We start from the raw sequence: 25,865 nt of genomic DNA, 5'->3' as shown, positions 1-25,865 counted from the left end.
GCCACGACCAGCTATCCCGACTGATACGGCAGGTTCAGCGCGAAACCTTCAAAGTTCTGTTTCACTACATCGCTGAAGAACGGCGGATCGGGATAGGGATAGGGCTCCGTCTCGGTGATCGCCTGGATGATCTCGTCAACGATCCGTTCGCTGGACTTCTTTTTCTTCTCTTTCTCGTAGGTCGCCAGCGTTTCGTTCTCGGTTTCTATAACGCCGCCCCAGACCTGCCTTTGCGTTGCGCCATCAACCACCGCATAGTTGACCTTCACACGGCGCTTGGCCCAGCGATAGATGGTTCCTTCGATGTCGTCACCGCGTTTGCTGACGTCATCGGCAATCACCCGCGCCGTCACCTGATAACGCCCCCGCGCGCCAAGGGGAACGTCCGGACGCTTGCTGCGGATTGCCGTTGTCAGCAAGGTCTCCAGGACCTCAGGGTCGACCGCGTCGCCTTTCAAACTCGCGCCGACGCGGGCAGCGCCGAGCCCACCGTCGGTCAGCGCCGCGCTGGTGAAGTCGGGTGCGAGCAAGAGCCCCTCCACACCCGGCTTGGTGAGCCGGTCCAGTTCCGCGCAGCCGGCGACGATTCCTGTGAGAGCCAAAAGCAAGACCGCCTGCGCGCTGCAGAGTCTGACAGAAAAAGTTGATAGGCCCATGCCGTAGATCCTGCTCTGGTTGGGCAAAACCCTCATGAATTGCATACACTTAACCCGAGGACCGCCAGGATGGCGGGCTCACCCCATGAGCCTGTCCAGCAGGCTGTTGGATCTCTGTGGCCAGCGCTCTAGATTTTCCATTGCGCCGCCATAAGTGAGCCTGCCAAGGCCAGCGGCCGGACGCCGCCCACCGCCGCAAAGGAAACCGCCAAGATGATTCACGCCCGGACAAGACGGCTTGCCCGGTCCACCGTCCTGCTGATCTCGGCCTTGTTGTTGTTCCCCGGCAGCGCCCCTGCCCAAGCGCCCGAGCGCCGGGCCGTCGATGTGGAGCTTTGCCTGGCCGTCGATGGCTCCGGCTCCATCGAGGACGACGAGTTCGCCTTTCAGCGCCAGGCCTATGCCCAGGCCCTCACCGACGCCAAGGTGGTGGACATCGTGACCTCCGGCTTTAACGGCGGCATCGCCGTGGCGCTGATGGAATGGGGCGGCCCCACCAGCCTGCACCCCATCGTCGACTGGACCCTGATCGACGGGCCGCAGCCGGCGGCTGACTTTGCCGAGGCTTTGTTGGCAGCCCCACGCAAGGCGACGGGCTGGAATTCCATCAGCAACGCCATCGCATTCTGTCAGCAGTGGATCGAGAGCAACGACTTCGAGGGTTTCCGCAAGGTGATCGACGTTTCCGGCGATGCCGGCCAGTTCGGCGGCATGCCCTTGGAGCTTGCGCGCGGCCTGGCGGTCGAGGCCGGCATGGTGATCAACGCCCTGGCCCTGAACTACCGCAGCGGCGGCATGACCGGGCCTGGCGGCATGCCGCTCAGCGAACACTTTTATCGCGACCTCATCGGCGGCCCCGGTGCGTTCGCGCTCACCGTCGATAGTGAGGACGAGTTCCTCGATGCCCTGATCCGCAAGCTGATCCTGGAAATCGCCAGCCTTCCGGAGACGCCTCAGGCCAATTGAACCGGGACTGCGGTCTGCCCGACCCAGACATGATAGCCATGAACTGGAGAGCGCAACGCCGCATGCCCGAACACAAGAGAATTCTGCGAAAAATTGTCGTCCTCAGCGCCGGCATGCTGGCGGGTTACGGGCTGATCGCCGGCGACCTCCTCATCCGCTTTGAAGATCCCGGCGGATTCTTCTACAGCGGGCTGGCGGTTCTCACCGTGAGCGGTTTTCTCGCCGCCTCCTGGGTGTTTTGGGGTGTCGAAGCCCTGACCTCCACGGCCCTTTCCGAGTTCCCGCCCCTCTGGCTGCTGCTGTGTTGCCTGGTGATAATCCTGCTGATCGCCCTGCTGCCGGTCGCAGTGATCATCCTGCTGGTCCGCTACCGGCGCGTCCGGCACCGTTTTCATGAAGAGCAAGCCGACGACCCTGCCACCTGAAGCGACTGACTGTTACGCAACGGTTACATCGAAATGCGCAGATTGGACACCTGGACGGCGATGTCGCGGAAGGCCTGCCGCAGTTCGGTTCCATTGCCGGGCAGGTAGACATTGTCCGCACTGGTGGCGCAGTAATTCACGAAGTCTACTGCACCCGGCGCGGCGCCAAGCTCCAAGCCGACGGTGTAGACGACGATCCCCTCCAGCTTCATGGCGTCGCAGAGCGCCTCCGCCTGGTCAAAGGAACTGCCGTTGGTGCCGGGCTGATTTATCTTGTACTCAGGCCCACCACTCTTGGGACCTGAGTTGTTGGCGTTCACGCCGGAGTGATAGATGGTGTTGAACTCGCCGTCCGTCATGATGATCACGACCTTCAGCACCTCCTGGCCCAGATTGATCATGCCGTAAGGCGACGGCGTGCCTTCACCGGGAAAGAGATAGCCGAAGTTCGGTGAGAGCATGTACCAGCCCCAAGCGACACCCGTCTGACCGGCTGTGGAACCGCCGTGCGTCAACCCGTTGATCGCGGCCGTCAATGCGCCCTTGTTGCTGGTCAGCGGCATGATCTCAGCCGAGGGACAAGGGTTGTAGGAACCGTCCGGCGGGAAAAGCGGACTGAGCGGCGCCAAGCTCGGTGCTGCATCGGTAGAAAGGTGCGGGCCGGGGCGCTCGGTCACACAGGTGCTGACATCATAGGTAATAAGATCGCCGTCGCTTGCGCGTGGGAATTCGAACTCTTCACAGGTCGGCGCCGCCGGATAGCTACAGGTGCCGGTGGTCACCGGGCCGCGGACAGCATCGGCAAGCGCGCCGACGTTGACGCCGCTGGAATAGGGAACCAGGGCCACCTTTGAATAGAATGGGACCTGCAGGTCCTGAACAACGATATCCACCAATTCGTTCGCCGCGGACCGCAGACTGGCGATCTTCGAGCCGGACATCGAGCCGGTGATATCCAACACCAGCGCAACTTCCACGTCGCGCGACGACAACGTCGCCTCCGCGGTCGCGGCGACATCGGTGGAATGCTGGCCCAGGACGCCCATGAAGAAGGTCGGAATGGTTGCCCGCGCCGTCACCGTTATGGTGCGGCTCTGGTCGTCCGGCACGATCTCCAGGGGTTGCAGGACAGAGCCCATGTAGCCGTCCTGGAAATTCGCTGCGAAGAAGTTCTGGATGTCGGTATTGCGGGTCGGGCTGGCGAAGGCGCGCGCGCCCGCTAAGGCAGCAGCATCGACCGCCGACGCCAACTGCGCACGCACGTTGTAAGCGATGGAAGTATCGATGGCGATGCCGACGGTGCCAAATATCGCAATGACGCTGAAAGCGAAAAAAATGCTGACATTGCCGCCGAGGTCGCGCCAAAAGCGCGCCCACTTCCACTGCGCTTTTTCTGTTGATCCACGCATCGCGGGGTACTCCCCGGAAATTCACTTCGCAGCATCCAGAGTAGCGATCGAGCGTCAATAGAACGTTAAGGAATAGCAACGACTTACGGCGCATTTGTGCTAAATTTCGGGCCCTGCTTTCACGCCAGATCAAGGCTTTACCGGGGCCCGCTTCATTCGCCTTCACCCGTCCTGCCGGGCGGTCTAGACTTGCCGCCGTGGACCAGCCAGCCCTGCTCAGTGAATCGAACCTCAGCGCCCTGCCGCCGCTCTTTGCGGAGTGGTTCCGCGCGCGGGGCTGGCAGCCCCACCCCCACCAGTTGCAGATGTTGCGGGCGGCGGAGGCCGGGGCCTCGGCCCTGCTGATCGCGCCCACCGGTGGCGGCAAGACTCTGGCCGGCTTCCTGCCCAGTCTGGTGGATCTGGCAGCATGTCCCCATGACGGGCTCCACACCCTCTACATCTCGCCGCTGAAAGCCCTGGCTGTGGACATCCAACGCAACCTGACCCAGCCGATCGCGGAGATGGGCCTGGATGTCACCTGCGAGACCCGCACCGGCGACACGCCGCAATCCAAGCGCCAGCGCCAGCGCCGCAAGCCGCCGGGCATCCTGATGACGACACCGGAATCCCTCGCCCTGCTGCTCAGCTACTACGATGCGCCCCAGGTCTTCGCCGGCCTGAAGTGCGTGGTGGTCGACGAACTGCACGCCATCGCCGGCAGCAAGCGCGGCGATCTGCTGTCCCTGGGCCTGGCGCGCCTGGAAACCCTGAGCCCTGGCTGCCGCCGGGTCGGCCTCTCCGCAACGGTGCATGATCCCGACTGGCTGGCGGGCTGGCTGTCGCCCACGGCGGACCCCGACGATGTGACCCGGGTCATCGGCCGCGACGGGGCCGAGGCCGAGGTCGAAATTCTCACCACGAAGGAGTACCTGCCCTGGTCCGGCCACATGGCCGTCCATGCCATCGCCGAAGTCTACGACAAGATCCTGACGGCGGAGACCACCCTTGTCTTCGTCAACACCCGCGCCCAGGCGGAACTGGTGTTCCAGGAGCTCTGGCGTCTTAACGACGACGGGCTGGCCATCGCCCTGCACCACGGCAGCCTGGCGGTGGAGCAGCGCCGCAAGGTGGAGGCGGCCATGGCGTCGGGCAAGCTGCGGGCGGTGGTCGCCACCTCCTCGCTGGACCTCGGCATCGACTGGGCTGCCGTCGACCTGGTGGTGCAGGTCGGCGCACCCAAGGGCTCGGCCCGGCTGCTGCAGCGCATCGGCCGCGCCAACCATCAGCTCGACCAGCCGAGCCGGGCGCTGCTGGTGCCGGCCAACCGCTTCGAGGTGCTGGAGTGCCGCGCCGCCCTGGAAGCGGTAGCGGCGCGCAGCCTGGATGGCGATCCGCCAAAGCCGGGCGGACTTGATGTGTTGTCTCAACATATCCTTGGAACCGCCTGCGCCGGCCCCTTCGGCGCAGATGATCTGTATCGAGAAGTCATCCGAGCTTATCCCTATAAGTCACTGACAAAGAAAGATTTTGAGCGTACCCTGGATTTCGTCGCTTCTGGTGGCTATGCGCTCAAATCCTATGAGCGCTATCGCCGCTTAGGCCTTGATGCACACGGCTTTTATCGCGTTTCCAACCTCCAGCATGTGAAGCGCTACCGCATGAACGTCGGCACCATTGTCGAGGCGCCCGTCTTAAAGGTGCGTATGAGGAACGGCCGGGTTCTGGGCGAAGTGGAAGAGTATTTCGTCAACGCCCTGCTGCCCGGCGACAGCTTCATCTTCGCCGGCCAACTGCTCGCCTTTGAGGGCATGCGCGACAACACCGTGCTGGTCAGCCGGGCCAAGGGGGGCGACCCCAAGGTGCCGGCTTATGCCGGCGGACGCCTGCCGCTTTCCACCCATCTGGCCGAGCGGGTGCGCGGCATCCTCTCCAACCCGGCGCAGTGGCATAACCTGCCCCCCGCCGTCGCCGAATGGCTGAAGATCCAGCGCTGGCGCTCGGTGCTGCCCGATGCTTCCGGGCTGTTGGTGGAAACCTTTCCACGCGGCGAAAAGGAATTCCTGGTCGCCTATTGCTTCGAGGGCCGCAACGCCCACCAGACCCTGGGCATGCTGCTGACCCGCCGTATGGAGCGCGCCGGCCTCGCCCCCCTCGGCTTCGTCGCCACCGACTATGTCATCGCGGTCTGGAGCCTGAAGCCGGCGGAGGATCTGGCCGGCCTCTTCGACGAAGACATGCTGGGCGACGATCTGGAGGAATGGATGGCGGAATCCTCCATGCTGAAGCGCACCTTCCGCAAGGTCGCCGTCATTGCCGGACTGATCGAAGCCCGGGCACCGGGCCAGGAGAAATCCGGCCGCCAGGTGACCTTCAACGCCGACCTCATCTATGACGTGCTGCGCAAGCACGAGCCCGACCACATCCTGCTGCAGGCGACCCGCGCCGATGCCGCCGGCGGCCTGACCGACATCGGCCGCCTGGCGGAGATGCTGAAACGGGTGAAGGGAAGGATCGAGCACCGCCGACTCGACAAGGTCTCGCCCCTCGCCGTTCCCGTGCTGCTGGAGGTCGGCAAGGAACAGGTCGCCGGCAGCGGGCTCGACGAGCTTCTCGACGAGGGCGCCCAGGCCCTCATCGATGAAGCCACCGAAGGCATGGAACTCGGCGTCGGTCAGGCGGAACTGCCGCTTTAGCCGCCGTCGGCCAGGGCATGGACCTTGGCGATCAGGCCGGCGGGGAAGACCTTGCCGTCGAACTCCTCAGCCACCGAGGCCCGGACCCGATCACGGAACGCCGCCCGCTCCGTCTCCGTCAGTTCAACGATGGTCATACCCTTGGCGACGAGATCGGCTTCCAGGGTCTGGGTGAACTCGACCATGGTCTTGGTGGCCAGGGCCGCGGCCTCCGTGGCGGCCTGCTGCAGAATCTGCTGATCGGCCGCCGAAAGTTTCGCCCAGGACGGCTCACGGATGAGGAACGGCAGGGCCGACATCTGATGCCGGGTCTTGATGAGGTACTTCTGGACCTCATAGAAGCCGGCAGCGTAGAGCACGGGGATCGGGTTCTCCTGTCCATCGACAATACCCTGACGCAGCGCCTGGAAAGTCTCGGGCCAGGCGACCGGGGTCGGCGCCGCCCCAAGGCCGCGCACCGTGGCCAGTGACATGGCGTTCGGCACGGCGCGGATCTTCAGACCCGACAAGCCCTCGGGGCTGCGCACCTCCACCTTCGCGGTGGTCAGATTGCGGGTGCCGTAGAAAAAGTGGGAGAGAATGCGCAGGTTGCCCTTTTCCAGAAGCTGATCCGCCCAGGCCTGCCCGAATTCAGCACTCTCCAGCAACCGGCGCTGATGCTCGGGGCTCTCGAACATGTAGCCGCCGGTCACGATGGAGAACTCCGGCACGATGTCGGCCAGCATGTTGAAGGGGGTAAAGCTCATGTCCACCGCGCCGGACTGGATCTGCGCGAAGAGCTTGCGGTTGTTGCCAAGCTGGCCCGCCGGGAAGATCTTGACGTCGATGCGGCCGTCGCTGAGCTCGGCGACGCGCGTGCTGAAAGCTTCCGCTCCGATATAGGCGGGGTCGCCTTCCTTCACCACATGGGCAAGACGAAGGGTTATCTCCTGTGCTGCCGCGGCAACAGGCGCAACCGCCACGGCGGCGGCGAAGGCGGCGCTGAGCAGCCCGCTCAATGACTTTCGGCCAAATGGCTTGGGGTTGTGTCGCATGGTGTTCCTCCTGTTTCGTGTCTTTTGAACTTCTTGTTCGGTGCCTTAGAAACCCGCCGCCCGGGGGATGGCGGTGACAATCCAGGGAAAATAGGCCATCAGAAAAAGCGAGATGATGAGCGGCGCCAGAAAGGGCAGAACCGCGCGGAAGACCCGGGTCACGCTGAAACCGGTGATATCGCGCATGACGAACAGCGAAAGACCGATGGGCGGGGTGAACTGGCCGATCATGATGTTGAAGACCATCACCACGCCGAAGTGCACGGGGTCGAGCCCGTACTGCTGTTCAGCGATGGGGGCCAGCATCGGCGCCAGCACCAGCAGCGGTATCGCGTTCTCCAGGATCGCCCCGAGGATGAGGTTGACGATGATGCAGATCAGCAGGAAAAGCGCCACTGATTCGATGTGAGCCTCGATGAGGGCGGCCAGCATCTGCGGCACCTCGCCGAAAGTGGCGACCCAGCCGAAGAGAAAGGCCGTCGCGATAACGAAGAGCAGGCGCGCGGCGGAAAGCGTCACATCGCGCAGAACCGCCAGGAAATCCGGGAAACTAAGGCTGCGATAGACGACCGTGGCGATAAAAAGCCCGTAGAGCACCGCAACGGTCGCCGCTTCGGTCGGGCTGAACCAACCGAAGGCCATGCCGCCGACGATGATGAACGGCGTGAAGAGTGGCGGCGCAGCCCTGAGGAGCGAGATACCCAGGGCGCGCCAGCCGGCCCAGACATCGACCCGGTAGCCGCGGCGCAGGCCGATGAAGAACACATAGACCATCAGGCTCGCGGCGATCAGAAAGCCCGGCAGGATCCCCCCCAGAAACAGCCCTGAGATCGAAACCCCCGCCGTTACGCCATAGAGCACCATCGGCAGGCTGGGCGGCAGGATCGGGCCGATCGCAGCGGAGGACAGCGTGACGCCGATGGTGAAGTCGGCATCATAGCCCTTGCGGGTCATGGCCTTGTATTCGATCTCCCCCAGGCCGGCCACATCGGCAAGGGTCGAGCCCGACATGCCGGCAAACACCAGGCTGGAGGCTACGTTGACATGGCCGAGGCCGCCGGGAATGCGACCCACCAGATTGTTGGTGAAATCGAAGATCCGGTCGGAAATGCCGGAGGCTGTCATCAGTTTGCCTGCAAACATGAACAGCGGCACCGAGATCATGGTGAAGCTGTTCAATGACAATGCCAATTCGTGCACCATCAGAGAAATGGGCAGGCCGTTGACCAGGATGTAGATCAGGGAGCAGAGCAGCATCGCATAGGCGATGGGAAAGCCGAGGATGATGACGACCACCGACACGGCGATCATCACCATGGTGAAGGGATCGGCTGTCATGAGCCGCCACCCAGAGCCCGGCGCAGCCGCCGAAACGCGTTGCGGAGCACGAAGATCGACATCGCCGCGGCGGCCAGCGGCGTCACCGCAATCAGAACGTTCAACGGAATGCCCAAGGCCGGTGTCTGCTGGTAGGCCGTCTCTTCAAGGGTCGTCCAGCCGCCGATCACGATGGCCACGAGGCAGGCCAGCACGGCGATATCGAAAAGGCCGTAGACGATGGCGAGCGGCAGGGGCGGCAATAGGCTGTCGAGCAGCTCGACGCGGATCTGACTGTCACGGCGTTGAACGGCAATGATGCCGAGAAAGGTCATCCAGATGACCAGGGCCGAGGTCAACTCCTCGGTCCAGGTGAGCGGCAGGGTCAAAACAAAACGCACCGCGACCTGCAAACTGCAGAGCACCAGAAAACCGAGAAAGATGATCATGGCGAACAGCAGGTCGGGCTGGCGGACCAGATCCCGCAGAATACCGCGCAAGGTGGTTTTCCCGCTCACGGCTTCAGCGCTGCCCGGGCAGCACGGGCGGCCTCCACTGCGGTGTTGCGCAGGTAGAGCGCATCGCTGCCGAAGGTCAGCAGCCGGTAGCCGGCAGCAGCCTTCGCCCGCCCTTCTTCCGCGTCGGCCGCCAGACCGCCCAGCACTTTGCCGGCCTTCAGGGTCTTGGTTTCGATTTCGCGGACCATGTCCTGCACATCGGGATGCTGCGGTTCGGCAAGCCGCCCGACGCTGGCCGCCAGATCGGCTGCGCCGATGAAGATCACATCCAGCTTGTCGATCTCCAACAGGGCATCGAGGGCGCTCACGCCGGCGGCCGACTCGACAAGGCCGATGGTCAGCGGATTGGCGGCCTGCTGCGCGAGATAACCGTTCCAGTTCAATCCATAGGCCGCCGCGCGCGACAGGCGATGGGTTCCGCGCGATCCTTCCGGCGCGTAGCGCGTGGCATCCACGAACCGCCGGCCGGATTCCGCAGAGCGAACGTCGGGCAGCACGACCCCAGCCGCGCCGGCGTCCAGCGCCCGCTTGATCGGCGCCGCGGTGTCATCGCCGACCCGCACCACCACCGGCACCGACTGGGCAGAGATCGCCCTCAGTTGGTGGTAAAGCGTCTCCACATCGCCGGCGGAGTGTTCCAGATCGAGGATCAGCAGATCGAATCCGGCCAGCGACATCACCTCCGCCGTCACCGGACTGCCGAGAAAAAGCCAGCTGCCGATCAGCAGCTCGCCCGACTGAAGACGCAGACGGATGGGTTCGGCCTGCATGATCTCTGTCCCCCGGTATCAGTCTCCCAAAGCAAAAGGGTGTTCGAAGGGCAACCGCAGCGTCAAAATCAAAATTTCTTTGTTGCCCATAAATTTCTTTTATATGCTTGGGGAACCGAAGGGAGCCGCGGTTTGAACCTGCATCAATTGGAAACGCTCTACTGGCTGGCGCAGCTCCAGAACTATCAGCGTGTCGCCGACAAACTGCGCCTCAGCCAGCCGGCCATATCCGCCCGAATCAACACCCTGGAGGAAACCCTGGGCGCGCTGCTGATCGACCGCAGCAAAGCACATTTCAGCCTGACCGATCAGGGCTACGACGTGGTGCAGTACGCCGAGCGTATGCTGGATCTGCGCGACAGCATGGTCCGTAAGATCAGCGAGCCCGACAGCGAGAGGAACCGTCTGCGGATCGCGGCGGCTTCCTTGTCGGTGATGACGCTGGCTCCCAGGCTCTTCGATACGCTCGCGCAGCGTTTTCCGAACCTGATCTGCGATGTCATCAGCGCCTCCGACCACCAGTTGGCCCAGCATATCGAAGCCGGCTCGGTGGACGTCGCCTTTCTTTCCAACGCCCCGCCGACGGTTCAGGTTTCCAAACTGTTCACTGTCCACTATGAAATTCGCTGGATCGCCCACCGCGACCTCATCGCGCCCGGCCGCAAGACCTACCGGGTCGAAGACCTGAAAAGGCTGCCGATCATTCACTACCCGCGCACCTCCCCCCTGTTCCCCATGACCGAGGCCTACCTGGGCGAAACCCAGTTGAGTGCGGCGAGCCGGCATTCGGCGAACTCGCTTGGGACCATCGTGCAGATGCTGAAACAGCGGATGGGCATCGCGGCCATACCGGCCATTGCCGTTGCCGAAGAGATTGAAGCGGGCGAACTGGCCGTGCTTCCCGCCGAGCAGCCCTTGCGGGTTCTGAAGGTGCGCTGCGCCTACGCCAACATGGCAAGGCGCGAACTAATCGACACGCTGGCCGAGATGGCCGGAGAGGCCGCCATGGCCTATTGCGCAGAGAACCCGCAGTGGACGCGCTTTGTCCCCGGTGAGTAGACAGCCATGAAACATCAGGCGGAGCGGCTGAGCGTAAATGGCGTGCCCTTGATCGCCGACCTTTCGGGGGCGCTGTGGTGGCCGGAACGGCGCCTGGCCGTGGTGGCCGACCTGCACTTCGAAAAAGGTTCGGCTTTCGCGGCGCGCGGACAGTTCCTGCCGCCCTACGATACGGCGGCCACCCTCGACAAGCTGGAGACTTTGCTGGCGCAGCACGATGTGAAGCGCCTGATCTGCCTGGGCGACTCCTTTCACGACCAGGAGGCAGCCGATCGCCTGCCGGAACAGATCGCCGTCAGGCTGCAGGCCTTAACGGCCCGTTGCGACTGGATCTGGATTGCCGGAAACCACGACCCCGCGCCGCCCCAGCACCTGGGCGGCAGTATCGCCGCCGAGTGGACCGAAGGGGCGCTCGTCTTCCGCCACGAAGCCGAACCGGAGGCCGGTGCCGGCGAAGTCTCCGGTCACTTTCATCCCAAGGCGGCGGTCCGGGTGCGCAACAAGCGAATCTCCGCACCCTGTTTCGTGACCGACGGCCGGCGGCTCATCCTGCCCGCTTTCGGCGCCTATACCGGCGGCCTCAATGTTCTCGATCCTGCTATTGCCGGGCTGCTGCAAAAGAGATTTCAGGTCACCCTGCTGGGGCGCAGGCAGGTCTTCGCCTTCCCTCGCGACGCGCTCTGCGAATAAAGCGGCCGCCTCCTGCATGGAAGCGGCCGCTTGGGACCCGCAGCCAACGGGGGAACGGACAGCTGCGGATTGGCTTGGGGACTTGAAGCTCTTCGCTCAGTCCTTACCCGGTCTTTGCCCCGTCTTTACTGGGGCAGAACCACGGTATCGATGACGTGGATGACACCATTGGAGGTTTCGATGTCAGCCTGGATTACCTGGGCCTCTTCAACCGTAACGCCGTCCTTCATGGCATCGATGGTCAACTCACTGCCCTGCACGGTCATGGCCTCGGTCATCTTGCCGGCGATGTCGCCGGACATCACCTTACCGGAAACGACGTGATAAGTGAGGATGGCCACAAGCTGGTCCTTGTTTTCCGGCTTCAACAGGTTCTCGACCGTGCCTGCCGGCAGCTTGGCGAAGGCCTCATCGGTCGGCGCGAAGACCGTGAAAGGCCCATCGCCCTTCAGGGTCTCGACAAGACCAGCGGCCTCGACGGCAGCCACAAGGGTGTTGAACTGACCGGCGGATACGGCGGTGTCAACGATGTCCGCCGCCTTGGCGGCAACCGCGGAAAGGGCCAGGGGCGCGGCAACAACAGCCGCGAAAAAAGCGCGCGAAAGGGTTTTCATGAGAATGCCTCCTCCATGAGTGCGTTGTCTTGCTGAGACGAGGGCAGCGGCTGTTCAAGTCAGCCGAACCGCTGATGCCGGTTTCCTTTACCCTTCGCTTGAATGGCGAAATAGGGCCCCGATCACCCGCGTCAAGCCGCTGATCGCATGAAGAAAAATTAAGCTTCGGAAAGTGATCGGCTAAGGCTTTGTCGGCGTACAAGCATTTTCGGTGCTGAGCGAAAACGCGTCATCATCCGCCCCAGAAAAGACACAGCCCCTCTTGTTTCCGGGCAGCCTTTCCAGCATGACTGAGCAATGATGAAGACCAGCAAGTTGCACGACATTCGGATCGTCTGGTTCCGCCAGGACCTGCGTCTGGCCGACAACCCGGCGCTCGCCGCCGCCTGTGAGGCCGGCGGCAAGGTAGTCCCACTTTACATCCTGGATGACGATACCGCCGGCAGTTGGCAACCCGGTGGCGCCGGACGCTGGTGGCTGCACCACTCACTACAGGCGCTTGGCCGCGATCTGAAGAAGCGCGGCGCCGCTCTTTGCCTGCGCCGTGGCGAGGCAGCGGCGATCCTGCCTGACCTGGCAGGCGAAACCGGCGCAACAGCCGTCTATTGGAACCGCTGCTACGAGCCTCTCGCCATCGCGCGAGACAAAAAGCTGAAGGCCGAGCTGAAGGAACGCGGCCTCACGGTGGAGAGTTTCAACGGCAGCCTGCTGTCCGAACCCTGGGAGATCAAAACCGGCCAAGGTGGGCCCTACAAAGTTTTCACACCGTTCTGGAAAGCGCTGCTTGCCGCGCCCGAACCGACCGCTCCACTTCCCGCGCCAAAGAAGGTCGACGGCTTCGCCGGGCAGGCGAGTGACGAGCTGGACGCCTGGGCACTGCTGCCGACAAAGCCGGACTGGGCCGGGGGCCTTCGGGAAACCTGGCAGCCCGGCGAAGCCGGCGCCGCCTCCGGCCTCGGCAGCTTCCTGGACGAGGCCGCCGCAAACTACAAGAACAAGCGGGACAACCCATCGATAAGGGGCACTTCCCGCCTCTCCCCCCACTTGCATTGGGGAGAGATTTCACCGCGGCAGGTCTGGCATACCGTGAAGCACGCGATCGCCCGCGACGGGCTCAGCGAGTCCGCGGGCCTGTCTTATCTGCGTCAGCTTGCCTGGCGCGACTTCTCCCACGTCCTGCTCTATCACTGGCCGGAATTTCCGGAGACCTCCTGGAAGCCTGAGTACGACAGCTTTCCCTGGCGTGACGACGAAAAGGCTTACACCGCCTGGTGCCGCGGCAGGACCGGTTACCCCATCGTCGACGCCGGTATGCGTGAACTCTGGCATACGGGTTGGATGCACAATCGGGTCCGCATGATCACCGCTTCTTTCCTGATCAAGCATCTGCTGATTCCCTGGCAGCGTGGCGAGGCATGGTTCTGGGACACCCTGGTCGACGCCGACCTGGCGAACAACGCCGCCGGCTGGCAGTGGGTCGCCGGCTCCGGCGCCGATGCCTCCCCCTACTTCCGCATTTTCAATCCGATCACCCAGGGCGAGAAATTCGATCCAAAAGGCGATTACATCAGGCGCTGGGTCCCGGAAATCGCAGACCTGCCTGACGCCTATCTGAACAAACCCTGGGAAGCACCGCCTGACGTTCTGGAAAGCGCCGGCATCACGCTTGGCGAAACCTATCCAAAGCCGATGGTCGATCACAAAGCCGCGCGGGAGCGCGCTTTGGCCGGCTACGAGACGATCAAAAAGACGGCTTAGACGGACTCCGGCGGCCCCCAGTCGGCCCAGAGTTCTGCTTCGGTCCAGCCGAGTGTCTTCAACTCACTCTGTCGCAGATCGCTGTCCTGGTTCAGGAAGTACTCGTCGAGTTGCGGTGGCGCGACGGAAGCTGCCGAGAGCAGGCCGTGCGCTTGGCCGCGATGATGGATCTGGTGCTGGAAGAGATGCAGCAGCACACGGTCGGCCCGCTCGATCCTGTCGCCGGCGGCGCGGATCAGACGGACGGCTGCCACCATGGCAGAGTCATCGAGAGACGCGCAGAAGGCAATCAAGCGTCGGTCGACGGCAGCTTGTTCGCGCTGCAGGTCGGCGACGGTGGCGCAAGGTTCTTCGTCGCGCCATGCCGCTGCTCCCAGGCTGCCTCCTTCCAGCGCATCCACATAGTACCAGTCGACGACGAGGATGTGGTTCAGGGTCGCCCGCAGACTGCCGAAAAAACCGCCGAGCGAAGCCGTGAAGGTCTCCTGCCGCAAGCCGGAACAGGCGGCCAGGAGACGGTGGTTGGACCAGGCGTTGTTGCGGGCCTGTGCCAAGAGGTAGTCTTGCGCCTTCATCCGCCCTGGGGCGGCTCAACCGGCGCCTCGGCTTCAGCCCAGGCCTGAAAGCCGCCGATCAGATTCACCACGCGCGGGAAGCCCATATCCTTCAGAGTCTTGGCCGCCAGGGCCGAGCGGCCACCGGAGGCACAGAAAACCACAAGCTGCCTGTCAGGATCAAAGGCCGGATTGTGCATCGGGCTTTCAGGATCGGCGACAAACTCCAGCAGGCCGCGCGGTACATGGGCCGCACCGGGGATCGTCCCCTGGGCCAACTCCTCGCGCTCACGCAGGTCGATGAAGGAAACGTCGGCATCGCCCAGCATATCCTGGGCATCCTGGACCGAGGCTGCATCAATGACTGCGTTGGCTTCTGCAAGCAGGGATTTGAAACCTTTCTTCAGGACCATCGCTGCCTCCTCTCTCCCGTTTTGATCGCACCGCCTCAATAGTGCAATTCCCTTCCTGTTTCGTCCATGATCTTGCCGCCCGCCCGTCCCTTCAGGCACTGTTGATCCCTGGTTTAAAACAAACCCCAGGTCAACCGCCGCCAACCAGTGCAATCGTTTCCCGCTTCAAGATCGCGACGAGATCGCGCGCGACCGCCGACGTCTGCGATCCCTGCAGCATCCTCAGTTCGATCTGCGGCAGATCCGGCAGACCCGCATCCCGATGTATGCAGACCATATCCTTGGGCAAGCCATGCACCGTCCGGACAGCGATTCCCAGCTTGGTTCGCAAGGACGCCCAGATGCCGGGCAGACTGGGTGTCGTAACCGCCACACGCCAGCGCCGCCTTTGCCTGTCGAGCGACGTCAGGGCCGCCTCGCGGAAGTGGCAGGGATGACTGAAAAGAACCAGAGGAAGTGGGGCCTCTTCGACCAGCTTCGCGTGAGACCGATGCGCAATCCACCGCATCGGGAGCCTGCAAAGCAGCTCTCCTTGTGCACCCGCCCGAGGTTTGCAGAGCGTGATCGCCACGTCGAGACGCCCCGCAGCAACCTCGTCGGCAAGCAAGTGGTTGGGGCCTGCCTGCACCTCGACATGGGCATCGCGGTGAGTCCGCGAGAACGCCGTCAAAGTCGCCGGCATCACATCCTCGAAGAAGTCCTGGGGCAGGCCCAGGCGCACCGTCGCCTTGCTCACCGCAACCCCGAGCGTTGTCGCCGCCTCGTCATTGAGGGCTACGATGCGGCGGGCGTAGGCAACCAGCGCCTCCCCCGCTTCCGTCGGCACTAAGCCCCGTCCCTTGCGCACAAAAAGCTGCGTGCCGACCTGTTGCTCAAGCTTCTTGAGCTGCATGCTGATGGCCGACTGCGAGCGCCCGAGCTGGACGGCGGCACTGGCGAAACTATGCAGATCCGTCGCCATCACAATGGCCCGCAGTGCATCGATGTCGAAGCTTGCTATCACTTCAATTTTCCTGAAGTAGCAGTTTATATATTTTCGTTATTCAAAAGTATAGGCAGCCGCTAACCTCCTGGTCAATGCGGGCGCGACACCGCCCACTATCACGCAATGGCAAGGCGGAAGGCCGATGACGATCAGCACCACAGCAAGAGGTCAAGAAACCCGCGATGCGATGACGATCGTGATTGCCGGCGGTATCGTTCTGGCGCTGTCCTTCGGAATCCGCTTGGTCTTCGGCGGAATTGTCGAGCCTGTCTCCAGGGATCTCTTCGGCGGCCGCATTGAAGTGTTTTCACTGGCCATCGCCATCCAGAACCTGGTCTGGGGCCTGGCGCAACCGGCCTTCGGAGCCATTGCCGACAGGTGGGGAGACCGCTTGGCGCTCTGGTTGGGATTGGGCTGTTACGCCCTCGGCCTGGCCATCTGCGTCACGGGAAGCACGCCTCTCGCCCAGCATATCGGTGCCGGCCTGCTCGTCGGCATGGGGATATCAGGCACCGCCTTCGGCATCGTGCTGACCGTTGTCGGCCGCGCCGCACCGCCGGAAAAGCGCAGCGCCTACCTCGGGCTCACATCCGCCCTGGGTTCGGTTGGACAGGTCATACTCCCGCTCGCGGTTTCCCAGCTTATCGAGTTGTTCGACTGGCGCATCGTGATGACCATTGTCGCCTGCATGCTGGCTTTCATGGCAATCTGCATCCCGCGCTTGCAGACCGCCGCACAGCTGTCGGCAGAGACCCCGACGGTCCCGCTCACCCGGACTCTGCGTCATGCGCTGCGCCAACCCAGCTACCTGCTGCTGAGCCTCGGCTTCTTTGTCTGCGGCTTTCATCTTGCCTTCATCACCGCGCACCTGCCGAACTACGTCGAGTACTTTTGCGTCGGCACGGCCATGTCGCCGGAAGAACTGCGGGCCTTCGGTCTGCAGGCGCTGGCGGTCGTGGGGCTGGCCAACATCGCCGGCACCCTCCTGGCTTCACGCCTGGGCACCATCTTTCCCAAGCCCTATGTGCTTGCGGCAATCTACGGCCTGCGTTCTATCGTCCTGGTTCTCTTCATCTCCCAGCCCCCGACCCCGCTCTCGGTGATGATCTTCGCCATGGCGATGGGCATTCTCTGGCTCTCGACCGTGCCGCTCACCAGCGCTCTCGTGCTGACGATGTTTGGGCCGCGTGCCATGGGCACCCTCTTCGGTCTCGTCTTCCTAAGCCATCAGCTCGGGGGATTTGCCGGCGTTTGGATCGGCGGCGCCTACTTCGATAGTTTTGGAGACTACGATGCGATCTGGTACGCCTCGATCCTGCTCGGCGTTCTCGCGGCGGGCCTCCACCTCGGCGTCAGCGAACTGGACCTCCGGCCCGGCGCCGCAAGGCAGTATTCCTGAACGGCGTGACCTAAAGCCTGGGCCCCGGAATATCGAGCGCATAGGACTGAAGCTGATCGGTGATGAAATCATAGGCTTCATCGACCGAGTCGGTGCGGAAGAACAGCTCCAGATCCTCTGCGCTGATGGTGCCGTAGCGTTCCAGGGCTTCGAGATTGATCACGTCCGCCCAATACTGGCTGCCGAACAGCACCACCGGCATGTGCTTTCGGATCTTGTCGGTCTGCACCAGGGTCAGGAGTTCGAACAGCTCGTCCAGGGTGCCGAAGCCGCCGGGCATCACGACCACCGCCTTGGCAAGGTAGGCGAACCAGAACTTGCGCATGAAAAAGTAGTGGAACTCGAAGTTCAGTTCCCGGCTGATGTAGGGATTGTCGTTCTGTTCCATCGGCAACGAGATGTTGAGGCCGACGTTCAGGCCTTTGGCCTCGGAAGCGCCACGGTTCGCCGCCTCCATGATCCCCGGCCCGCCGCCACTGCAGACCACGAAACGGCGGTCATCCTGCGTCAGGCCCTTGGACCACTCGGTCAGCCGGCGCGCCAGTTCGCGGGTATCCTCATAATAGCGCGACATCTCAAGCTTGCGTTCGGCGGCGGCAACATCGCCGCCCTCGGCCTTAGCGGTCTTCAGACCAGCTTCGGCCTCTTCGCGTGAAAGGATTCGGGCCGAACCGAAGAAAATAATGGTGTCTTCGATCTTGTAATGGGAGAAGCGGCTGTTGGGCTCTATGTACTCCGAGAGAATGCGCAAAGCGCGGGCCGAGGCGCTCTCCAAGAACTCGAGATTGCGGTACGCCTTTCCCGGCGCCTGGTCCTCCGGCGCTTGATCCGTTTTGTCGGTCATGGACTGCTACTCTTTCCTGGTCCCCAAATAACGTGATGTCAGGCTATCGCAGTCATCCGGCGCCGCAAGGCCTATTACAACCGGCTTGTGCAAAGCGCCCTTCCTGACTCCCCCCGGCGCGCGCCACCCTACACAGAGTCCCCGAACCGCCCCTCTCAACCAGGGAGCATCCCGGAAAGGAAAAACCCCCGCCGGGGAGGAAGGCGGGGGCAGGTAAAGGGAAGCTTGCTTTGGGGAAGAGAGCACCGATCAGGAGAGCTCTTCTGCCACTTTGTAAGAAACCCTAGCGCGAAGCAGCTGATGTTACAACCCTAAGGTTGTAATTTCGCTCGACACTCTGCGTTTTGGTGTTGCCGCCTACTGATCGATCTTCCATTTGCGGATGAAAGAGCGGGCCAGGTCACGGAACCCGATATTGGTCAGAACGACATGATCGCGCTGGTCGGTGACGAAGAGGCCGGATTCGCTCCACAGCAGAACCTGGCCGGCGCGCTCGGTTTCGGTCTTTCGATCGAAGTAGCGGGTGTTTTGAACCGCCACGGCCTCGATGTTCGAGATGCAGACGTTGTCCTGATAGACAACCGACGTGGCCTTCACGATGATCCGGACGTGGGCCGACTTCTGAAGGCCGATGTTCTCCAGCTTGAGCGGCTGCTGAAACGACTCTTCGACGAGCCCTGCCTCCAGGCCACAGGTCGCCGAATCGGCACTGAGAGGCGCCACGACCAACTGAAGAACGGAAACACCGGCCAAGGGTCCGCCGCTGGGCCCGGCAGGCGCCGGCGTATCGCTTTGCGCCTGCGCCGTCGCGGCAAAGACTGTGAGAATCAGGGCAGCCGTCATAAGGCGCGGCAGCAGCAAAATCATTTGGAAACCTCCCAAAAAATACCGGGGAATATCACAGGCATTCGACCGTTATCAAGTATGGCACGGCGGGACGAAACGGGCCACCGCCACCGCCGAGCCAGCAATGAGAAGACCCGCGCGCCAGCGAACGAAATGGGCTATAAAACGGCTGTGGATGGAGAGCCTAGATGCATGAGAGCGTCGAGCAAAGCGCCTCACCGAAGTGGAGAGACATACATGACGACAGGTGACATCCGTCCCGATCAGACACGATCCCCGGGCAGGCGCGGCGGAAGCTTGATTCTGGCCTGTGGCCTGGCGCTGCTGCTCCAGGCCTGCGCTGCCAAGCAACAGCCGGAGCCGCAAACTTTCGAGCCTGCTGCTGGAGAGCCTGCCGGAGAGGCACGCGCCCTCGAGGGCCGCTTCCAAGCCGATGCTCATGAGTATCCCTGGAGTGCTCTGGGCCGGGTGAACCTTGCCGGGACCGGCTTTTGCAACGGCATCATGGTCGGCCCCCGGCAGGTGCTGACCCAGGCCCAATGCCTCTATTCCAAGCGCGATGGACGCTGGTGGCGGCCGCAGGAGCTGCATTTCATCACCGCCTATCAGCAGGACAGGTTCCTGGCCGATTCAAAGGTGACCCGCTTTTTCACAGCCCCCGGCTACAGCCCCGGCGGCGGCATCAACCTGGCGAACCTGACCAACAACTGGGCCGTGCTGATCCTGAGTGAGCCGATCGGCGAGCGCAGCGGCTGGTTGGGGATGCAGTGGGAAAACGCTACCCTGAAGGCTGCGGAAGCACGCGGGAGTGCCGTTTTTCTGCGCGCCGGCTACCGCCTTGATTGGCCGCACTCGATCTCGCTTCACTTCGGCTGCAAGGCCGGCGACACGGGCCTGATCAATCTCTGCGAAGCGACCCCCAACGAACTCGCGCTGCCGCCCTTCGTGATTTCCGACGGGGCTCTGCACGTTGTGGCTGATTACTACGTGCGCACGGCCGGGAGCGGCGCGCTCGCCAGCCGTGCCGCCCTGACCCAGCAGGGTAATCTGATGGGCCGGCCGTCCCCACCGACGGCGGGCAGCCCGATACGCAGAAACCCTACGGCTTCCACCGCAGCATTTCTTGAGGCTTTGGGGTACGACACCGCCGAACAGAACTTGAGCGATGCCATGCGTCGTTATCTGCGGGACAACAACCTGCCGCCCCGCTCCACGGCCGACATCGCCTTTCTGGCGAGCCTGATCGCCAAGGCCCGGAACACGCCAAGCCGTTAGCGAGCGCCTTAAACCGAAAAGCCCGGCATCTCTGCTTTGAGATGCCGGGCCAAATCAGTCGCCGATCCCGAAACTAGGGCAGGATCACCGTGTCGATGGCGTGAATCACACCGTTGGATGCAATGATGTCGGCAATGATGACGTTGGCGTTGTCGACTTTGACGCCAGAGGTTGCGTCGATATCGACGGTGGAACCCTGAACCGTCGCGACGGAGAGAGTCTTGCCGGCAATGTCCTTGGACAGCGTCTTACCCGCCAGAACGTGGTAAGTCAGCACCGCAACAAGCTGGTCCTTGTTCTCCGGCTTCAACAGGTTCTCCACCGTGCCGGCCGGCAGCTTGGCGAAGGCATCGTTGGTCGGCGCAAAGACCGTAAAGGGACCTTTGCTCTTCAAGGTGTCGACCAAATCAGCCGCCTGTACTGCGGCAACCAGGGTCGAGAAGCGATCATCACCAGCAGCAATGTCGACGATATCCTTTTGGGTTTCAGCCCCCCGTGATGCACAGGCTGCGACAACCAGAACGGTGGCGCAGAGCATCATGAGCCGGCCCACGAATGGGGTACGACGCATTCTTGTCCTCCAAATTCTCTTTGGGTTTTTGTATCGGCTCAATGACCGACGCAATTCTTTACGAAGCTGAAGGCAGGTTGGTTCACAAGATTTTGCGAGAAAGTTGAAGATTAGCAACTGCGCAAAAAAGAGGGGCGGCATAAAGCCGCCCCAATAGTGGTTTCGATCTCTTGATCCCCGCCGTGACCTCTCGGCCATCGGCGAAGATCAGACCGCAGGCTTACTGCCAGCGCTTGATGATTTCTTCATAAGCGATGGTCTCGCCCTTCGGCTTCTCGTTGGCCAGCTTGGCCTTCGGCCCGTCGGCCTTGCCCAGCCAAGCCGAAGCGTCCATCTCGTCATTCAGACGCGGGCCGCAGCCGCCGTAGACATTGGCCTGCTCGTCGGCCGCCTGCATGCGGGCCATTACCTGGTCCATCTCACCGGCGAGACGATCCATGGCTTCCTGCGGCGTGAAGGCACCGGAGTTGACGTCGCCGATGTTCTGCCACCAGAGCTGAGCCAGCTTGGGATAGTCGGGCACGTTGACGCCGGTCGGCGACCACAGCACACGATCGGGCGAACGGTAGAACTCGACCAGACCGCCCAGGTTCGGCGCCCGCTCGGTGAAGCTTTCGTGCCGGACCGTGCTGTCGCGAATGAAGGTGAGGCCGACATGGCTCTTCTTCACGTCAACGGTCTTGGAGACGACGAACTGGGCATAGAGCCAAGCCGCCTTGGCACGGTCGAGCGGGGTCGACTGCAGGATCGTCCAGGAACCGGCATCCTGATAGCCGAGCTTCTGCCCGTCCTGCCAGTAAGGGCCGTGAGGGCTCGGCGCCATCCGCCAGAGCGGCTTGCCGGCATCGTCGACGGTGTTGTTGCCTTCGGATTTCGGCGCCACCATCGAAGCGGTGAAAGCCGTGTACCAGAAGATCTGCTGGGCGACATTGCCCTGGCTGAGTGCCGGCAACGACTGATAGAAGTCGTAGCTGGCCGCACCCGGCGGTGCGTACTGACGCAGCCATTCATCCCACTTGCGGATGGCATAGACGGCGGCCGGACCGTTGGTGCCGCCACCGCGCGCCACCGAGGCACCCTGCGGGTTGCAGGAACCCGCTTCCATGCGGATGCCCCATTCGTCGATCGGCACGCCGTTGGGCAGGCCGGTCGAGCCGGCACCGGCCATCGACAGCCAGGCATCGGTCATGCGCCAGCCGAGGTCGGGCGCACGCTTGCCGTAATCCATGTGGCCATAGACGCGGACACCGTCGATTTCCTTCACATGAACGCTGAAGAATTCGGCGATGTCCTCATAGGCCGACCAGTTGACCGGCACACCCAGGTCGTAACCGTAACGCTCCTTGAACTGCGCCTGCAGTTCGGGCTTGTCGAACCAGTCTTTGCGGAACCAATAGAGGTTTGCGAACTGCTGGTCAGGTAGCTGGTAGAGCTTGCCGTCCGGTCCGGTAGTGAAAGACGCACCCATGAAGTCGTCGAGATCGAGACCCGGGTTGGTCACGTCCTTGCCTTCGCCTTCCATGAAGTCCGTCAGGTTGTAGGCAAGCTGCAGCCGCGAATGGGTGCCGATCAGATCCGAATCGTTGATGTAGGCGTCGTAAAGGTTACGCCGCGTCTGCATCTGGGTCTGGACGGCCTGAACCACCTCGCCCTCACCGAGGAGTTGATGGTTCACCTTGATGCCGGTGATCTCCTCGAAGGCCTTGGTCAGAGTTTCGGATTCATAGCTGTGTGTCGGAATCGTCTCCGACAGCACGTTGATCTCCATCCCCTTGAAAGGTTCGGCGGCCTTCATGAACCATTCCATTTCGGCCATCTGCTCGTCCATGGAAAGGGTCGAGGGCTGGAACTCCTCCTCGATCCATTTCTTGGCCGCGCCCATGCCCTCGTGGCCGTCCGCAAACGCGGTCCCGCCAGCGAGCGCCAGGGATAACCCTGTCGCGGTTGCTAAGAGGTATTTTCTCATTCGTCGTCCTCCCTAAGGTTTCTGTCGTTTACGCTCTGCTGCGGCCCCTTCTGCGGGGACCACCGCATTCCTCCAAAAAACTGTGCCAAGCCCCCTAGACGTAGCGGAATACCAGCACCGCATAGACCAGGCACAGCACCATGGCCCAACCCAGACCGGGACCCAGGATCGCCAGCCAGGCCAGATTGATGTACGCGCTGCCCAGCAGCGTGATGAACAGGCGGTCGCCGCGCGTCGTGTCGAGACCGAGTACGCCACGGCGCGGATTGCCGCCGGGATCCTTCATTTCCCAGAGACTCATGCCGATCAGCAGCAGCGCAATCACGCCGAAGAAAGCGCCAGTCTGCCAAGTCCAGGCCATCCATGAGAGACCCATGCTCAAACCCTCCCCATCGCAAAGCCCTTGGCGATGTAGTTACGCACGAAGTAGATAACGATCGCGCCGGGAATAATGGTCAGTACGCCGGCCGCGGCCAGCAAACCGAGTTCATAGCCGGAGGTACTCGCCGTTCGGGTCATCACCGCGGCGATCGGCTTTGCATCCACCGCGGTCAGCGACTTCGCCAGCAGCATCTCCACCCAGGAAAACATGAAGCAGAAGAAGGCCGTGACGCCAATACCGCTGCCGATCAGAGGCATGAAGATCTTGGTGAAAAAGCGCGGGAATGAATAGCCGTCGAGGTATGCCGTCTCGTCGATCTCCTTCGGCACGCCGGACATGAAGCCTTCCAGAATCCAGACCGCCAAAGGAATGTTGAACAGGCAGTGGGCCAGGGCCACCGCAATATGCGTGTCGAACAGTCCGAGCGACGAATAAAGCTGCAGGAACGGCAGCGCAAAGACCGCCGGCGGCGCCATGCGGTTGGTGAGCAGCCAGAAGAACAGATGCTTGTCGCCCAGGAAGCGGTAGCGCGAGAACGCATAGGCGGCCGGCAGCGCGAAGGATACCGAGATCACCGTGTTCAGCCCAACGTAGATGATGGAGTTGATATAGCCGCTGTACCAGGTGGGATCGGTCAGAATCTCGACGTAGCTGTCGACGGTGAAATCGGCCGGGAACCAGGAGAAGCCGCCGAGAATTTCGTTGGTCGTCTTGAACGACATGTTCAGCAGCCAATAGATCGGCAGCATCAGAAAAACGATGTAGAGCGTCGGCACCAGCCAGCGGAGACGGGTCATTTCTGCTCTCCCTGCATGGTGATTGTGTAGAACAGCCAGCAGACCAGCAGCGTCATCAGGAAGTAGATGATGCTCATGGCCGAAGCGACACCCAGATTAAACTCGCCCAGCGCGGCTTTCACCAGGTCGATGGACAACACCGTTGTGGTGTTGCCCGGGCCGCCGCCGGTAAGCACGAAGGGCTCGGTATAGATCATGAAGCTGTCCATAAAGCGCAGCAGCACAGCGATGGTCAGAACGTGCTTCATCTTCGGCAACTGAATGTAGCGGAACACCGCCCAGCGCGAGGCGCCGTCGATCTGCGCCGCGCGGTAGTAATTGTCGTCGATGGACTGCAGACCGGCGTAGGCCAGCAGCACCACCAGCGAAGTCCAGTGCCAAACGTCCATCAGGATGACCGTGAACCAGGCAGAGACCGGCTGCTGCGTGAAGTCGTAGGGAATGCCGAGCCAGTTAAGGCCGAAGCCCAGCAGGCCGATATCGGGCAGCGCGTAGATGTTCCACATCGCGCCGACCACGTTCCAGGGAATCAGCAACGGCAGGGCCATCAACACCAGGCAGACCGAGGCCCAGAAGCCGGAACGCGGCATGGCCAGGGCGATTGCCACACCCAGCGGAATCTCAATCGCCAGGATCGTGCCAGTGAAAAAAAGCTGTCGCATCAGCGCGCCATGGAAGCGCTCCGAAGCCATCACTTCGCTGAACCAGCGGGTTCCCTCAAAGAAAAAGACGTTGTTGCCGAAAGTGTCCTGCACCGAGTAGTTGACGACGGTCATCAGCGGCACGACGGCATTCAGCGCTACGATCAGCAGCACCGGCAGAACCATGAACCAGGCTTTGTTGTTCAGCGTCTTCTGCATGATCAGGCCGCTCCCCGCACGATATGGGAATCCTGGTAGATGTTGATGCGGCGCGGGTCGATCACCGCCGAAGCCTCGGCGGGGATTTCCGTTCCCTCCGGCAGCACCGCATCGAAACTCTGCCCTTCGATCCTGGCGCGGACGATCTTGAAGCGGCCGATGTCCTCCACCGCCGAGATTGAGATCGGCAGCCCCTCGCCCTTGGCTTTCAAGCCGACAAATTCCGGCCGGACCCCCATTTCAATCTTCCCGCTAAGCGTCGGGTAGCGGCGCTGCAGCATGATCTCGCGGCCGCCGAGACGGAGCCGGTCACCTTCGACCTCACAGGGCAGAACGTTCATGCCGGGAGAGCCGATGAAGTAACCGACGAAGGTATGGGCCGGCTCGTCGAAGAGTTCTTCGGGCGTGCCGATCTGCACCACCTCGCCCTCGTACATCACCACCACCTTGTCGGCGAAGGTCAGCGCCTCGGTCTGGTCGTGGGTCACATAGATCATGGTGTGGCCGAACTCGTGGTGCAGTTCCTTCAACTGGGTGCGGAGCTGCCACTTCATGTGCGGATCGATGACGGTCAGCGGCTCGTCGAACAGGATGGCGTTCACGTCGTAGCGCACCAGGCCGCGCCCCAATGAGATCTTTTGTTTCTCGTCGGCGGTCAGCCCCTGCGCTTTGCGGTTCGCCTTGTCGCCAAGATCCAGCATGGCGATGGTGCTCTGAACCCGCTTCTCGATCTCCGCCTTGGGCACCTTTCGGTTGACCAGGGGGAAGGCCAGGTTCTCGGCCACCGTCATGGTGTCGTAGATCACCGGGAACTGGAACACCTGGGCGATATTGCGTTGTTCCGGCGCCAGAGCCGTAACGTCCTGGTCGCCAAACAGGATGCGCCCGCGCGAGGGCACCAGGAGACCGGAGATGATATTCAACAAGGTGGTCTTGCCACAGCCCGAGGGCCCCAACAGCGCATAGGCGCCACCGTCCTGCCAAACGTGGTCGATCTGCTTCAGCGCAAAGTCCGCTTCGCTCTGCGGGTTCGGCATGTAGGAGTGGGCAAGTTCGTCGAGGGATATCTGTGCCATGGCCCT

Annotated in this window: 26 protein-coding genes; 8 read left to right on the top strand and 18 right to left on the bottom strand. The window is 62.4% G+C overall.

Annotated features, from left to right (window positions below; all coding sequences use genetic code 11):
- Nucleotides 1-11: 11 nt before the first annotated feature.
- Nucleotides 12-602: a hypothetical protein gene (locus tag ACP146_RS07035; RefSeq protein ID WP_422366059.1), complete on the bottom strand. Its 591-nt coding sequence runs from the start codon at nt 600-602 to the stop codon at nt 12-14.
- 267 nt (nt 603-869) lie between these two features.
- Between ACP146_RS07035 and ACP146_RS07030 the strand changes: the two genes are divergently transcribed.
- Together ACP146_RS07030 and ACP146_RS07025 are read left to right on the top strand one after the other, a co-directional pair.
- A complete protein-coding gene (locus ACP146_RS07030; protein WP_422366058.1) occupies nt 870-1,622 on the top strand; it encodes a DUF1194 domain-containing protein in 753 nt (250 codons plus the stop codon).
- A gap of 62 nt (nt 1,623-1,684) precedes the next feature.
- Nucleotides 1,685-2,047, top strand: a complete 363-nt coding sequence (locus ACP146_RS07025) for a hypothetical protein (RefSeq protein WP_422366057.1) — start codon at nt 1,685-1,687, stop codon at nt 2,045-2,047.
- 23 nt (nt 2,048-2,070) lie between these two features.
- Here ACP146_RS07025 and ACP146_RS07020 read toward each other — a convergent pair whose 3' ends face one another.
- Nucleotides 2,071-3,456 (bottom strand): pilus assembly protein TadG-related protein, encoded by a 1,386-nt coding sequence (locus tag ACP146_RS07020; protein WP_422366056.1) that lies wholly within the window; start codon nt 3,454-3,456, stop codon nt 2,071-2,073.
- 197 nt (nt 3,457-3,653) lie between these two features.
- On the opposite strand from ACP146_RS07020, the gene ACP146_RS07015 reads away from it, so the two are divergent.
- Nucleotides 3,654-6,131, top strand: a complete 2,478-nt coding sequence (locus ACP146_RS07015; RefSeq protein WP_422366055.1) for a ligase-associated DNA damage response DEXH box helicase — start codon at nt 3,654-3,656, stop codon at nt 6,129-6,131.
- Here the strand turns inward: ACP146_RS07015 and ACP146_RS07010 are convergent.
- From ACP146_RS07010 to ACP146_RS06995, 4 genes are read right to left on the bottom strand one after another with little or no spacing between them, the layout of a single operon-like run.
- Nucleotides 6,128-7,165: a TRAP transporter substrate-binding protein gene (locus tag ACP146_RS07010; protein WP_422366054.1), complete on the bottom strand. Its 1,038-nt coding sequence runs from the start codon at nt 7,163-7,165 to the stop codon at nt 6,128-6,130. The genes ACP146_RS07015 and ACP146_RS07010 overlap by 4 nt on opposite strands.
- Before the next feature lie 45 nt (nt 7,166-7,210).
- The gene (locus ACP146_RS07005; RefSeq protein WP_422366053.1) at nt 7,211-8,503 is read right to left on the bottom strand and encodes a TRAP transporter large permease; all 1,293 of its coding nucleotides are present in this window, start codon (nt 8,501-8,503) and stop codon (nt 7,211-7,213) included.
- A complete protein-coding gene (locus tag ACP146_RS07000) occupies nt 8,500-9,000 on the bottom strand; it encodes a TRAP transporter small permease (protein ID WP_422366052.1) in 501 nt (166 codons plus the stop codon). Before ACP146_RS07000 ends, ACP146_RS07005 begins: the two co-directional genes overlap by 4 nt.
- Nucleotides 8,997-9,770, bottom strand: coding sequence for an HpcH/HpaI aldolase family protein (locus tag ACP146_RS06995; protein WP_422366051.1), 774 nt, complete (start codon nt 9,768-9,770; stop codon nt 8,997-8,999). The genes ACP146_RS07000 and ACP146_RS06995 overlap by 4 nt, the downstream gene beginning before the upstream one ends.
- 132 nt (nt 9,771-9,902) lie before the next feature.
- On the opposite strand from ACP146_RS06995, the gene ACP146_RS06990 reads away from it, so the two are divergent.
- A complete protein-coding gene (locus tag ACP146_RS06990; RefSeq protein ID WP_422366050.1) occupies nt 9,903-10,829 on the top strand; it encodes a LysR family transcriptional regulator in 927 nt (308 codons plus the stop codon).
- 6 nt (nt 10,830-10,835) lie between these two features.
- Nucleotides 10,836-11,519 carry a ligase-associated DNA damage response endonuclease PdeM gene (gene pdeM, locus ACP146_RS06985; RefSeq protein ID WP_422366049.1) on the top strand — a complete coding sequence of 228 codons (684 nt, stop codon included), beginning with the start codon at nt 10,836-10,838 and terminating at the stop codon, nt 11,517-11,519.
- 125 nt (nt 11,520-11,644) lie between these two features.
- Here pdeM and ACP146_RS06980 read toward each other — a convergent pair whose 3' ends face one another.
- A complete protein-coding gene (locus ACP146_RS06980) occupies nt 11,645-12,133 on the bottom strand; it encodes a fasciclin domain-containing protein (RefSeq protein WP_422366048.1) in 489 nt (162 codons plus the stop codon).
- A gap of 297 nt (nt 12,134-12,430) precedes the next feature.
- Here ACP146_RS06980 and ACP146_RS06975 point away from each other — a divergent pair, with 297 nt between their 5' ends.
- On the top strand, nt 12,431-13,891 hold the full coding sequence (locus ACP146_RS06975) for a cryptochrome/photolyase family protein (RefSeq protein WP_422366047.1): 1,461 nt from the start codon (nt 12,431-12,433) through the stop codon (nt 13,889-13,891).
- On the opposite strand, the gene ACP146_RS06970 is transcribed toward ACP146_RS06975, so the two are convergent.
- From ACP146_RS06970 to ACP146_RS06960, 3 genes are all read right to left on the bottom strand, one after another.
- Nucleotides 13,888-14,466: a DinB family protein gene (locus tag ACP146_RS06970; RefSeq protein ID WP_422366046.1), complete on the bottom strand. Its 579-nt coding sequence runs from the start codon at nt 14,464-14,466 to the stop codon at nt 13,888-13,890. The two genes, ACP146_RS06975 and ACP146_RS06970, sit on opposite strands and share 4 nt — an antisense overlap.
- The gene (locus ACP146_RS06965) at nt 14,463-14,858 is read right to left on the bottom strand and encodes a rhodanese-like domain-containing protein (protein ID WP_422366045.1); all 396 of its coding nucleotides are present in this window, start codon (nt 14,856-14,858) and stop codon (nt 14,463-14,465) included. The genes ACP146_RS06970 and ACP146_RS06965 overlap by 4 nt, the downstream gene beginning before the upstream one ends.
- A gap of 130 nt (nt 14,859-14,988) precedes the next feature.
- A complete protein-coding gene (locus ACP146_RS06960; protein WP_422366044.1) occupies nt 14,989-15,861 on the bottom strand; it encodes a LysR family transcriptional regulator in 873 nt (290 codons plus the stop codon).
- A 124-nt stretch (nt 15,862-15,985) separates the two neighbouring features.
- Between ACP146_RS06960 and ACP146_RS06955 the strand changes: the two genes are divergently transcribed.
- A complete protein-coding gene (locus tag ACP146_RS06955) occupies nt 15,986-17,242 on the top strand; it encodes an MFS transporter (RefSeq protein ID WP_422366043.1) in 1,257 nt (418 codons plus the stop codon).
- A 10-nt stretch (nt 17,243-17,252) separates the two neighbouring features.
- Here the strand turns inward: ACP146_RS06955 and ACP146_RS06950 are convergent, their stop codons facing one another.
- Together ACP146_RS06950 and ACP146_RS06945 are read right to left on the bottom strand one after the other, a co-directional pair.
- Nucleotides 17,253-18,086 (bottom strand): LOG family protein, encoded by an 834-nt coding sequence (locus tag ACP146_RS06950; protein WP_422366042.1) that lies wholly within the window; start codon nt 18,084-18,086, stop codon nt 17,253-17,255.
- A gap of 357 nt (nt 18,087-18,443) precedes the next feature.
- Nucleotides 18,444-18,953 (bottom strand): hypothetical protein, encoded by a 510-nt coding sequence (locus tag ACP146_RS06945; protein ID WP_422366041.1) that lies wholly within the window; start codon nt 18,951-18,953, stop codon nt 18,444-18,446.
- Between the two features lie 216 nt (nt 18,954-19,169).
- Between ACP146_RS06945 and ACP146_RS06940 the strand changes: the two genes are divergently transcribed.
- Nucleotides 19,170-20,207, top strand: coding sequence for a trypsin-like serine peptidase (locus tag ACP146_RS06940; protein WP_422366040.1), 1,038 nt, complete (start codon nt 19,170-19,172; stop codon nt 20,205-20,207).
- A 73-nt stretch (nt 20,208-20,280) separates the two neighbouring features.
- On the opposite strand, the gene ACP146_RS06935 is transcribed toward ACP146_RS06940, so the two are convergent.
- From ACP146_RS06935 to ACP146_RS06910, 6 genes are all read right to left on the bottom strand, one after another.
- The gene (locus ACP146_RS06935; protein ID WP_422366039.1) at nt 20,281-20,778 is read right to left on the bottom strand and encodes a fasciclin domain-containing protein; all 498 of its coding nucleotides are present in this window, start codon (nt 20,776-20,778) and stop codon (nt 20,281-20,283) included.
- A gap of 220 nt (nt 20,779-20,998) precedes the next feature.
- Nucleotides 20,999-22,744 carry an ABC transporter substrate-binding protein gene (locus ACP146_RS06930; protein WP_422366038.1) on the bottom strand — a complete coding sequence of 582 codons (1,746 nt, stop codon included), beginning with the start codon at nt 22,742-22,744 and terminating at the stop codon, nt 20,999-21,001.
- Nucleotides 22,745-22,838: 94 nt separating this feature from the next.
- On the bottom strand, nt 22,839-23,120 hold the full coding sequence (locus ACP146_RS06925; RefSeq protein WP_422366037.1) for a DUF2160 domain-containing protein: 282 nt from the start codon (nt 23,118-23,120) through the stop codon (nt 22,839-22,841).
- Nucleotides 23,121-23,122: 2 nt separating this feature from the next.
- Nucleotides 23,123-23,923, bottom strand: coding sequence for a carbohydrate ABC transporter permease (locus tag ACP146_RS06920; RefSeq protein ID WP_422366036.1), 801 nt, complete (start codon nt 23,921-23,923; stop codon nt 23,123-23,125).
- Complete coding sequence (locus ACP146_RS06915; RefSeq protein ID WP_422366035.1) at nt 23,920-24,783, bottom strand: carbohydrate ABC transporter permease; 864 nt, start codon at nt 24,781-24,783, stop codon at nt 23,920-23,922. The genes ACP146_RS06920 and ACP146_RS06915 overlap by 4 nt, the downstream gene beginning before the upstream one ends.
- 2 nt (nt 24,784-24,785) lie before the next feature.
- Entirely contained in the window at nt 24,786-25,859 is a 1,074-nt protein-coding gene (locus tag ACP146_RS06910) for an ABC transporter ATP-binding protein (protein ID WP_422366034.1), read from the bottom strand.
- Nucleotides 25,860-25,865: the final 6 nt, after the last annotated feature.

Source organism: Pelagibius sp. (assembly GCF_965249265.1).
Classification (GTDB): domain Bacteria; phylum Pseudomonadota; class Alphaproteobacteria; order Kiloniellales; family Kiloniellaceae; genus Pelagibius.
The sequence above is the reverse complement of the archived record's forward strand: the minus strand, read 5'-3'. Positions and strand labels throughout refer to the sequence as shown.

Bases quoted from the DNA above. Each gene is read 5' to 3' on its own strand.
- ACP146_RS06935 (WP_422366039.1), bottom strand. From the start codon at position 20,778: ATGCGTCGTACCCCATTCGTGGGCCGGCTCATGATGCTCTGCGCCACC.
- ACP146_RS07020 (WP_422366056.1), bottom strand. From the start codon at position 3,456: ATGCGTGGATCAACAGAAAAAGCGCAGTGGAAGTGGGCGCGCTTTTGG.
- ACP146_RS06955 (WP_422366043.1), top strand. From the start codon at position 15,986: ATGACGATCAGCACCACAGCAAGAGGTCAAGAAACCCGCGATGCGATG.
- ACP146_RS06970 (WP_422366046.1), bottom strand. From the start codon at position 14,466: ATGAAGGCGCAAGACTACCTCTTGGCACAGGCCCGCAACAACGCCTGG.
- ACP146_RS07010 (WP_422366054.1), bottom strand. From the start codon at position 7,165: ATGCGACACAACCCCAAGCCATTTGGCCGAAAGTCATTGAGCGGGCTG.
- ACP146_RS07005 (WP_422366053.1), bottom strand. From the start codon at position 8,503: ATGACAGCCGATCCCTTCACCATGGTGATGATCGCCGTGTCGGTGGTC.
- ACP146_RS07030 (WP_422366058.1), top strand. From the start codon at position 870: ATGATTCACGCCCGGACAAGACGGCTTGCCCGGTCCACCGTCCTGCTG.
- pdeM (WP_422366049.1), top strand. From the start codon at position 10,836: ATGAAACATCAGGCGGAGCGGCTGAGCGTAAATGGCGTGCCCTTGATC.
- ACP146_RS06940 (WP_422366040.1), top strand. From the start codon at position 19,170: ATGACGACAGGTGACATCCGTCCCGATCAGACACGATCCCCGGGCAGG.
- ACP146_RS06920 (WP_422366036.1), bottom strand. From the start codon at position 23,923: ATGACCCGTCTCCGCTGGCTGGTGCCGACGCTCTACATCGTTTTTCTG.
- ACP146_RS07025 (WP_422366057.1), top strand. From the start codon at position 1,685: ATGCCCGAACACAAGAGAATTCTGCGAAAAATTGTCGTCCTCAGCGCC.
- ACP146_RS06945 (WP_422366041.1), bottom strand. From the start codon at position 18,953: ATGATTTTGCTGCTGCCGCGCCTTATGACGGCTGCCCTGATTCTCACA.
- ACP146_RS06915 (WP_422366035.1), bottom strand. From the start codon at position 24,783: ATGCAGAAGACGCTGAACAACAAAGCCTGGTTCATGGTTCTGCCGGTG.
- ACP146_RS06995 (WP_422366051.1), bottom strand. From the start codon at position 9,770: ATGCAGGCCGAACCCATCCGTCTGCGTCTTCAGTCGGGCGAGCTGCTG.
- ACP146_RS06910 (WP_422366034.1), bottom strand. From the start codon at position 25,859: ATGGCACAGATATCCCTCGACGAACTTGCCCACTCCTACATGCCGAAC.
- ACP146_RS06980 (WP_422366048.1), bottom strand. From the start codon at position 12,133: ATGAAAACCCTTTCGCGCGCTTTTTTCGCGGCTGTTGTTGCCGCGCCC.
- ACP146_RS06965 (WP_422366045.1), bottom strand. From the start codon at position 14,858: ATGGTCCTGAAGAAAGGTTTCAAATCCCTGCTTGCAGAAGCCAACGCA.
- ACP146_RS06925 (WP_422366037.1), bottom strand. From the start codon at position 23,120: ATGGGTCTCTCATGGATGGCCTGGACTTGGCAGACTGGCGCTTTCTTC.
- ACP146_RS06930 (WP_422366038.1), bottom strand. From the start codon at position 22,744: ATGAGAAAATACCTCTTAGCAACCGCGACAGGGTTATCCCTGGCGCTC.
- ACP146_RS06950 (WP_422366042.1), bottom strand. From the start codon at position 18,086: ATGACCGACAAAACGGATCAAGCGCCGGAGGACCAGGCGCCGGGAAAG.
- ACP146_RS06975 (WP_422366047.1), top strand. From the start codon at position 12,431: ATGATGAAGACCAGCAAGTTGCACGACATTCGGATCGTCTGGTTCCGC.